Genomic DNA, 9,346 nt, shown 5'->3' with positions numbered 1-9,346 from the left:
CGCTCAGCCCGCAGGCCGCCGCGAGCAGGTGCCCGACCAGCGTCGGCACGGCGATCGAGACCAGCACCAGCGCCCCGCGCGTGCTGGTGCCACCCAGCACGAGGGCGCCCTCGGGGCAGTCGGCCGAGGTACGCAGGAGCGCCAGGCGCAGCCCGAGCCCACCGAGCGAGCCCTGGCCGGGCAGGCAGGCGTGCAGCACGACGTGCGCGCCGTTCGCGAGCGCCCAGACGAGCCCGCCGACCAGGGCCCCCACCAGGGCGAGGACCGCTGCGGCGGCCACCGGCCGCGGGATGGCTCGGCGCGCGTCGAGGCGTCCGAGGATCATGCGCCCAGGGTACGACGTCGACCTTGGCGGCACCTGGGCTTCGGGCGACCAACGCGGCGCACGGCGCCCGCCGCGATCAGGGCAGCCGCGGCAGCCCGTGCAGGGGCCACCACGCGACGTCCTGCCCGGTGGTCACGAGCGTCACGAACGCGACCGCACCGGCGAGCGCGAGCACCACGACGATCACCGCACCGGGGTTCGGGGGAGCGAGCACACCGAGGGTGCGCCGAGCGCCGAGCCGCGTGAGCCGCCCGAGCGGCCCGGTCCACACGGTCACCAGCCCGGCGAGCATCCCGCTCGCCAGCGCCGCGCCGTACACCCAGGTCTCGTTCCCGCCGCCGGGCGCCGTGCCCCCGCCGATCCCGATCGGCCGCAGGACGAGCAGGTTCGTGGCGAGCGACCACCACAGCACACCGCCGACCACGACCGCGACGCCCGCCCCGAACGCCAGCGACGGCACCAGCCCGACGACGCCACGCAGCAGGTGCCACGGGCTCGCGGCGACGGTGCGGACGGCGTCGGAGCGCCCGACCCCGCCACGGCGCTCGCGACGCGCGTCGAGCGCGTCACCGGCCGAACCGACGGTCCGGAACAGCACGAGGGCGCCCAGCACGACCGCGGCGGTCACCCCCGGGTAGAGCGCCGCGCCGGTGGTCATCAGCAGCGCGAGGGCCAGCACCGACCCGGTCCGCCGTCGGGGGCGCGCGGCCGTGTACGGCTCGGGCGACTCGGGGAACGCGTCGGTGGCCTCGGGGTACGACGGCGCCTCGGGCTCGGGGACCGGCTCGCCGGCCACGGCGACGTCGTCGTCCGGCCAGAAGGTGCGGGTGTCCTGGGGGATGACCTGGGTCGGCACCTCCACGGGGCGCGCCGCGAAGGCGACCGTCGGCGGCGGGGAGTCCCCGTGCTCGGCCGCGTCCGCGAGGTCGGCGACCAGGTCGTCGGGCAGCGCGCGCAGGTCCGGGTCCGGGTCGAGCGCCGCGCGCAGGGCCCCGGCGGTCAGCGGCCCGAGCCCGATCACGTCGACGTCGCCCGCCTGCGAGCGCGCGAGCACGGTGTCCATCGGCCGGGTCCCGAAGGGCGACCGGCCGGTCGCGGCGAACGCGAGCACCGCGGCCCAGCCCCACCAGTCGGACACCGGGCTGGGCTCGGCGTCGGCGAGCAGCTCGGGCGCGAGGTAGCCGGGCGTGCCGACGACCAGGTTGCCCGAGGTGAGCTGGATGTCGTCGGCCGCCTGGGCGATCCCGAAGTCGATCAGCACCGGCCCGTCGTCGGTCATCAGGACGTTGCTCGGTTTGAGGTCGCGGTGCACGACGCCGGCCGCGTGTACCGCCTCGAGCACGTCCCGCAGGCCGTCGGCGAGCCGGGCGAGCTCGCGCGGCGCGAGCGGGCCGTGCGCGCGCACATGCTCGTCGAGGTTCATCCCGTCCACCAGCTCGGTCACCACGAAGGCTTCGGTCGAGTCCGCCTCGGCGTCGAGCACCGCGGCCACGGCCGGGTGGTGCAGGCGCTGCAGGGCGGAGACCTCGCGGCGCAGGCGCTCTCGCGCGACCGGGTCCGCCCCGATGTGCGGGTGCAGCAGCTTCAGCGCGACGACCGTGCCGCCGCCGTCGACGGCCCGGTACACCGTCCCCATACCGCCGGAGCCGAGCGGAGCGACGATGCGGTACCCGCCCACGTCCGTCCCCGGCGCGAGGCCGCTGCTCTCCATGGCTGCACGGTACCGGCGCGCGGAACCCGACAGCTCGTCACCGTGCTCGTCACGCTCGGGACCTGCACCCCCACCGGCAAGGCGCGATAGCCTCAAGAAAACGTCAAGGAGTGATGTGTGAGCAATGACTTGTACGACTTCGTCGTGGTGGCCAACCGGCTGCCGGTGGACTTCACGGTCGCCGATGACGGCTCGATCAGCTGGACCCGGTCCCCCGGTGGACTGGTCACCGCGCTCGATCCGGTGATGCAGGGCGCCGAGGGCGCCTGGGTCGGCTGGCCCGGCGCCGCCGACCTGGACCACGAGCCGTTCGACGTCGACGGCGTGCGGCTGGTGCCGGTCAGGCTGTCCGACGGCGAGATCGAGCTCTACTACGAGGGGTTCTCGAACGACACGCTCTGGCCGCTCTACCACGACGTCATACAGACTCCGGCGTACCACCGCACGTGGTGGGACGCCTATCGCAAGGTCAACCGGCGGTTCGCCGAGAAGGCCGCGGAACAGGCCGCGCCCGGCGCGATCGTCTGGGTGCACGACTACCAGCTCCAGCTCGTCCCGGCGATCCTGCGCGAGCTGCGCCCGGACCTGCGGATCGGCTTCTTCAACCACATCCCGTTCCCTGCGCTGGAGATCTTCGCGCAACTGCCGTGGCGCAGCCAGGTGGTGCATGGCCTGCTCGGGGCGGACCTCATCGGCTTCCAGCGCACGTCCGACGCGGCGAACTTCGTCCGCTCGGTTCGCCGCTTCACGGATCTGACGACGCGTGGGGAGGTCATCACGGTGCCCGAGGACGGCGGCGAGCGGCGCCACGTGCGAGCCGCGGCCTTCCCGATCTCGATCGACTCCCGCCAGTTCGACCGCCTCGCGCGCAGCCCGGAGGTCGCGGCGCGTGCGCTGGAGATTCGGAAGGAGATCGGCAACCCGCAGGTCATGCTGCTCGGCGTCGACCGGCTCGACTACACCAAGGGCATCCTGCACCGGATCAAGGCCTTCGGTGAGCTCCTCGCGGACGGGCGCCTCACCGTGCCCAACGTGACTCTCGTGCAGGTGGCGAGCCCGAGCCGCGAGAACGTCGGGGCCTACCAGCAGCTGCGGGAGGACGTCGAACTCCTCGTCGGGCGGATCAATGGCGAGTTCGGGCACCTCGGCAACGCCCCGATCCGCTACCTGCATCACTCCTATCCTACCGAGGAGATGGCGGCCCTCTACCTCGCGGCCGACGTGATGCTCGTGACGGCGCTGCGGGACGGCATGAACCTGGTCGCCAAGGAGTACGTCGCCGCCCGGTCGGACGAGCGGGGCGTGCTCGTGCTCTCCGAGTTCACCGGAGCCGCCGACGAGCTCGTCGGCTCGGTGCTCGTCAACCCGCACGACATCGACGGGATGAAGGACCGGATCGTGTCCGCCGTCGAGATGGACGCCCGCGACCAGCGCAAGCGCATGCGCCGGCTGCGGCGGCGCGTGCTCGAGGACGACGTCGAGAAGTGGTCCCAGGCGTTCCTCGCGGTGCTGTCCGCGGTGCCGGCCCACAAGGTCAGCGCATGAGCGCCGGCACGGTCAACGAGCCGGTGGACGACCTGACCGCTGGGCTCGCGGACCTCGCGGCCGACGACGCGCGCCGCCCGCTGCTCGTCGCGCTCGACTTCGACGGCACGCTCTCCCCGCTCATCGACGACCCGGACTTGTCCCGGATGCTGCCGCGCGGCGCGGAGGCGCTCACCGTGCTGGCAGGCGCGGCCGGGGTCGCCCTCGCCCTGGTGTCGGGTCGCTCGTTGGTGGACCTGCACCGCCGGTCCGCCGCACCCGTCGGCACCGTGCTGATCGGCAGCCACGGCGGCGAACGCGGGCGCGTCGGTCCGTACGGGCTCGAACGCGACGCGATCCGCCTGGAGCCCGCGCAGGCCGAGCTGCTGATCCGGCTCGGCTCCGGACTGACCGCCGCCGCCCGCGGGCGGGACGGGGTCTGGGTGCAGAACAAACCGGCGGCAGCAGTGCTGCACACCCGGATGGCCGGCAAGGCCGACGCCGCGGCCGCCACGACGCTCGCCGTCGACCTCGCGAGCTCGCTCGGCGCGGAGGCGATGCGGGGCAAGGACGTCGTGGAGATCTCCGTGCTGCACGTGACCAAGGGGGAGGCGCTGGCTGCGCTGCGGGACGAGCTGGGCGCCGTCGTCGTGCTCTATGCGGGGGACGACACGACCGACGAGCACGCCTTCGAGGTACTCGCTCCCACGGACGTCACGATCAAGGTCGGTGCAGGTCCGACCGTGGCCCGGCTGCGCGCCGCCGACCCGTCGTCGTTCTGCGAGCACCTCGCGGGATTCGCCCGTTCGCTGGCCGGGTGACGGCTCTCACACCGATCGTTTCACCCACATGGCGAGACGGTGTGACAGACTGACCCCCAGAATCCACAGCTTTCGCAAAGCGGCCAACTGCTCCTGCGAGGGATTCGTGTCAGCGCAGACACTCTGGCACCACTCACTACGGATCGTCCGGCACGTACCTGCCGGTGAGGGGATACATCATGGCCACGGTCACTTATGACAACGCCACCAGGCTCTACCCGGGGACCGAGCGTCCCGCGGTTGACGCGCTCAACCTGCACATCGAAGACGGCGAGTTCCTCGTCCTCGTCGGACCCTCCGGCTGCGGAAAGTCCACGTCCCTGCGCATGCTCGCGGGCCTCGAGGACGTCAACGCCGGTCGCATCCTGATCGGTGACCGCGATGTCACCGACGTGCAGCCCAAGGATCGCGACATCGCGATGGTCTTCCAGAACTATGCGCTGTACCCGCACATGACCGTTGCCGACAACATGGGCTTCGCCCTGAAGATCGCCGGCAAGCCGAAGGCAGAGATCCGCAGCCGCGTCGAAGAGGCAGCCAAGATCCTCGACCTCTCGGAGTACCTGGACCGCAAGCCGAAGGCCCTCTCCGGTGGCCAGCGTCAGCGTGTCGCCATGGGCCGCGCGATCGTGCGCTCGCCCCAGGTGTTCCTGATGGACGAGCCGCTGTCGAACCTCGACGCCAAGCTCCGCGTCCAGACCCGCACCCAGATCGCGTCGCTCCAGCGCCGCCTGGGCGTCACGACCGTCTACGTCACGCACGACCAGACCGAGGCGCTGACCATGGGTGACCGCATCGCGGTCCTCAAGGACGGGCTGCTGCAGCAGGTCGGCACGCCGCGCGACATGTACGACACCCCGGCGAACGTCTTCGTCGCCGGCTTCATCGGCTCCCCCGCGATGAACCTCGGTACCTTCCGCCTCGCGGACGGGTACGCCCAGCTGGGCACCACCAAGATCTCGGTGCCCCGCTCCGCGATCTCGGCGCTCGCCTCGGACGACAAGAACGAGATCACCGTCGGCTTCCGGCCGGAGTCCCTCGACGTGGTGCCCAAGGGCACCCCGGACTCGCTCCCGGTCACGGTGAACATCGTCGAGGAGCTCGGCTCCGACGCGTTCGTCTACGGCGAGCTGAGCCGCGAGCTCGGCTCGGACGTCGCGCAGGTGCACTCCGGTGCTGGCGACGCGCAGGTCATCGTGCGCGTCGACCCGCGCCAGGTGCCCGCCAAGGGTGAGACGATCTACGTCACGATCCGCTCCGGCGAGCAGCACCTGTTCCACGCCGGCTCGGGCGAACGCATCGCCGTCTGATCTAGACGACGCGAGGGGGCGACCCGGCCACGAACGGCGGGTCGCCTTTTTGCGTCGAGCCCCGGGCCGCGGGCTCGGTTGAATGTCGAACAAGAGGAACCCATGGCGCAGAACCTGCACAACCTGCAGATCACCACCGCGAGGCCCGACCCTGCGCTCCTGGACCTGCCGTGGCACATCCCGCTCGAGGACTGGCCGTCGGACGTCCTGGCCGCGCTGCCCCGCGGGATCTCCCGGCACATCGTGCGCTTCGTGAAGATGTCCGGCCGCGTGATCGCCGTCAAGGAGATCGGCGAGACCGTCGCCTACCGGGAGTACGAGCTGCTGCGGAACCTGACCCGGCTGGCCGTCCCGAGCGTCGAACCCGTGGGAGTCATCACCGGGCGCCAGGCGCCCAACGGCGACCCGCTCGAGGCCGTGCTGATCACCCAGCACCTGCAGTTCTCCCTGCCCTACCGCGCGCTGTTCAGCCAGGCGCTGCGCCCGGACACCGCCACCCGCCTGATCGACGCGCTCGCCGTCCTCCTGGTGCGCCTGCACCTGGCCGGGTTCTACTGGGGCGACGTGTCGCTGTCCAACACCCTGTTCCGCCGTGACGCGGGATCCTTCGCGGCCTACCTGGTCGACGCCGAGACCGGGGACCTGCACAACAAGCTGAGCGACGGTCAGCGGTCGTACGACCTGGAGATCGCCCGGGTCAACATCATCGGCGAGCTGATGGACCTGGTGGCCGGTGAGCTGCTCGACGAGGACGAGGACACCGTGGCCATCGGCTCGATGCTCGTCGAGCGCTACGAGGACCTGTGGGCCGCGCTGACCGACGAGGAGTCCTTCACCGCCGACGCGCGCTGGCGGGTAGCGGCCCGGATCGAGCGGCTGAACGACCTCGGCTTCGACGTCGGCGAGCTGGACATCATGACCGACATCGACGGCACGACGGTCCGCATCCAGCCCAAGGTCGTCGACGCGGGGCACCACTCGCGACGCCTCATGCGGCTGACCGGCCTGGACGTGCAGGAGGGCCAGGCGCGCCGGCTGCTCAACGACCTCGACGCGCACGCCGCGGCGACCGACCGGCAGAACGACGAGGAGTCGTTCGTCGCGCACGACTGGCTGACGCAGGTCTTCCAGCCCGCGGTCAGCGCGGTCCCCCGCGAGCTGCGCCGCAAGCTCGAGCCGGCTCAGGTGTTCCACGAGCTGCTCGACCACCGGTACTTCATGTCGAAGGAGAAGAAGCGGGACGTCCCGCTCGACGAGGCCGTCGACAGCTACGTGCGCAACGTGCTCGCCCACCGCCCCGACGAGCTCGCCGTCCTCGGCGCGAGCGGCCTCGCCGACGACGCCTGACCCCTCCGACTTGTCAGCCCGTGCGCACGGTATAGCCCGCGCTCGGGCTGACACATCCCGCGACGTCAAACGTGTCAGACCCAGCGCGCCCTACAGCCCGCGCTGGGTCTGACAGATTCGCAGGTGGCGGCGTCGCCAAGCCCTTCAGGACGACAGCCACTCGCATCTCGCGTCAACCCGAGCTCGGTGCGCTCCCGTGGACGCGGACTCGTAGGCGCGGACTCGTAGGCGCGGCGTCCGGCGCGAGTCACGGTGTCGCGCGCGAGTGCGCGGACTCCGCTGCTTCGTGAGCGATTAGCTCAAAGCGAAGCGGGCTCGTGGGTATCGGCGGCGGCAAATCCGATCGGCGGCTGCCGACGTTCCCGCGGGAACGCCCGGTACCTGCCAGATCCGCTCCGTGCCGCGCAGCACGACTGCCCTCGGCCTCGCCTGGCCGGGGCCAGATCCGACCGAGTCCGCCCGCCTCCTCGCCGGCCGGGTTCCTCTCGCATTTCGAGTCACGAGCTGGGAGTTGTTGTCGCCACCCAGGCCGAAAATACGACAACGTCTCCCAGTTCGCGGCGCGAGCCGGCCCGAGGGCGGCGGCGGGCCTCGGCCGTCGGTGTCGATGCCGGGCGGAGGCCGTCAGCGTCGACGGCGGGCTCGGCCCTTCAACGCCGTGGGTGGGCGGGGCTCAGTGCATCGCTCTGTGCATCCAAAGTGCAGTGAATGAGGGGTTTTGGTGCACTTTCGCTGCACTGAGGGCTCCACTGAGGGCTGCACTGAGGGCGGCACCGTGAGATCGCGCCCAGTTCGCGGGCCGTACCGGTCGAAACGGGTGCGAGCTCACGATGCGGTCGAGGCACCGGCTGACTGTTCCGCTGCGAGCAGGGTCCCGAGGACTTCGGCAGGGGTTCGGTAGTCGTGGGTCTTGCGGGGGCGCGCGTTGAGCCCGGCGGCGACGACGGCGAGGTCCTCGGCGGTGTGCCCGGCGAGGCTGGTGCCCTTGGGGAAGTACTGGCGGAGCAGGCTGTTCGTGTTCTCGTTCGAGCCGGCCAGCCACGGGGTCTGCGGGTCGCAGAAGTAGACCGGCAGGTCCGCGTCGATCGTGAGCGTGATGCTCCGGGCCAGCACGATGCCCGCGGCGGCGAGCACCCCTACCTCGCCCGACCCGACTCCGGTCAGCGCGCGGCGCACCTGGTCGGGCAGGGGTTTCCATCGCGGCCGCGATCGCGGCCGCGACCGTGGGAGGCCGGTCGGGGAGCCAGTTGTCAGCCGCAGCGCGGGCCACAGCCCGCGCTGGGCCTGACAACTTTCACCGCAGCAAACCTGTCAGCCCGAGCGCGCGGTACGGCCCGCGTTCGGGCTGACACATCCAACGCCCTCGAACGTGTCAGCCCTAGCGCGCCCCGGGAGCGCGTTGCGGCTGACACGTCGGGGGAGGCGGGGCTCAGACGGCGGCGGCCGAGCGGATGCGGGCTACCTCGTAGAGCGCGATGCCGGCGGCCACGCCGGCGTTGAGGGACTCGACCGAGGACCCGATCGGGATGGACGCGAGCGCGTCGCAGTTCTCCCGGACCAGGCGCGAGAGGCCCTTGCCCTCGGACCCCACGACGAGCACGATCCCGTCCGACGCGAACGGCAGCTCGGAGATGGGCGTGTCGCCCTCACCGGCGAGCCCGACGACGAAGCAGCCGGCCTTCCGGTACGCCTGCAGGGCACGCACGAGGTTGGTCGCCCGGGCCACCTTGACACGGGCGGCCGCACCCGCGGACACCTTCCAGGCCGACGCCGTCACCCCAGCCGAGCGACGCTCGGGCAGCAGCACGCCGTGCGCGCCGAACGCGCCGGCCGAGCGGAGCACGGCGCCGAGGTTGCGCGGGTCGGTGACGCCGTCGAGCGCGACGATGAGTGGCGCCGTCCCGGAGTCGGAGGCCTCGTCGAGCAGGTCGTCGGGGTCGGAGTAGACGTACGGCGGGACCTGGATCGCGACGCCCTGGTGGATCGCGCCGTCGGTCAGGCGGTCGAGCTCGGCCTTGGAGACCTCGAGCAGCGGGTACCCGCGCCCGGTGACGACCGCGAGGATCTCGCGGGTGCGGTCGTCGGTCTCGATCCGGGTGCCGTAGTAGACGGTGGTCACCGGGATGCCGGCGCGCAGCGCCTCGACGACGGAGTTGCGCCCCGCGACGATCTCGTGGGTCGCGCTGACGCCCTTGCCGCCGCGGCTGCCCGCGGCGGACCGCGAGGTGCGCGCGGCGGGTGCGGATACCTACCCCGGACAGCTCTCCGGTGGTCAGCAGCAGCGCGTGGCCATTGCTCGGGCGCTGGC

General features: G+C 71.9%; 6 protein-coding genes and 3 pseudogenes. 5 read left to right on the top strand and 4 right to left on the bottom strand.

Annotated features, from left to right (window positions below; genetic code table 11):
- Positions 1–325, bottom strand: a 325-nt coding sequence (locus tag VIM26_RS24465) for a hypothetical protein (RefSeq protein ID WP_331955942.1), incomplete at its 3' end; no start/stop codon positions are given.
- Positions 326–401: 76 nt separating this feature from the next.
- On the bottom strand, positions 402–2,036 hold the full coding sequence (locus VIM26_RS24460; RefSeq protein ID WP_331955941.1) for a serine/threonine-protein kinase: 1,635 nt from the start codon (positions 2,034–2,036) through the stop codon (positions 402–404).
- 117 nt (positions 2,037–2,153) lie between these two features.
- Between VIM26_RS24460 and VIM26_RS24455 the strand changes: the two genes are divergently transcribed.
- From VIM26_RS24455 to VIM26_RS24440, 4 genes are all read left to right on the top strand, one after another.
- On the top strand, positions 2,154–3,581 hold the full coding sequence (locus VIM26_RS24455) for a trehalose-6-phosphate synthase (RefSeq protein ID WP_331955940.1): 1,428 nt from the start codon (positions 2,154–2,156) through the stop codon (positions 3,579–3,581).
- Complete coding sequence (gene otsB, locus VIM26_RS24450; protein ID WP_331955939.1) at positions 3,578–4,381, top strand: trehalose-phosphatase; 804 nt, start codon at positions 3,578–3,580, stop codon at positions 4,379–4,381. Before VIM26_RS24455 ends, otsB begins: the two co-directional genes overlap by 4 nt.
- 179 nt (positions 4,382–4,560) lie before the next feature.
- A complete protein-coding gene (locus VIM26_RS24445; protein ID WP_331955938.1) occupies positions 4,561–5,691 on the top strand; it encodes a sn-glycerol-3-phosphate ABC transporter ATP-binding protein UgpC in 1,131 nt (376 codons plus the stop codon).
- Positions 5,692–5,793: 102 nt separating this feature from the next.
- Positions 5,794–7,038: a DUF4032 domain-containing protein gene (locus VIM26_RS24440; RefSeq protein ID WP_331955937.1), complete on the top strand. Its 1,245-nt coding sequence runs from the start codon at positions 5,794–5,796 to the stop codon at positions 7,036–7,038.
- Positions 7,039–7,863: 825 nt separating this feature from the next.
- Here VIM26_RS24440 and VIM26_RS24435 read toward each other — a convergent pair.
- Together VIM26_RS24435 and rlmB are read right to left on the bottom strand one after the other, a co-directional pair.
- Positions 7,864–8,118: pseudogene (locus VIM26_RS24435) on the bottom strand (transposase); the annotation flags it as partial.
- Positions 8,119–8,467: 349 nt separating this feature from the next.
- Positions 8,468–9,274 (bottom strand): annotated as a pseudogene (gene rlmB / locus VIM26_RS24430) (23S rRNA (guanosine(2251)-2'-O)-methyltransferase RlmB); the annotation flags it as partial.
- Between the two features lie 4 nt (positions 9,275–9,278).
- Between rlmB and VIM26_RS24425 the strand changes: the two are divergent.
- Positions 9,279–9,346 (top strand): annotated as a pseudogene (locus VIM26_RS24425) (ATP-binding cassette domain-containing protein); the annotation flags it as partial.

It is taken from the genome of Pengzhenrongella sp., from assembly GCF_036565025.1.
Taxonomy (GTDB): domain Bacteria; phylum Actinomycetota; class Actinomycetes; order Actinomycetales; family Cellulomonadaceae; genus Pengzhenrongella.
Note: the sequence above shows the minus strand (reverse complement) of the source record. Positions and strands in the feature narration are given on the sequence as shown.

Coding starts and splice junctions, on each gene's coding strand:
- VIM26_RS24460 (WP_331955941.1), bottom strand. CDS start 2,036: ATGGAGAGCAGCGGCCTCGCGCCGGGGACGGACGTGGGCGGGTACCGC.
- otsB (WP_331955939.1), top strand. CDS start 3,578: ATGAGCGCCGGCACGGTCAACGAGCCGGTGGACGACCTGACCGCTGGG.
- VIM26_RS24445 (WP_331955938.1), top strand. CDS start 4,561: ATGGCCACGGTCACTTATGACAACGCCACCAGGCTCTACCCGGGGACC.
- VIM26_RS24440 (WP_331955937.1), top strand. CDS start 5,794: ATGGCGCAGAACCTGCACAACCTGCAGATCACCACCGCGAGGCCCGAC.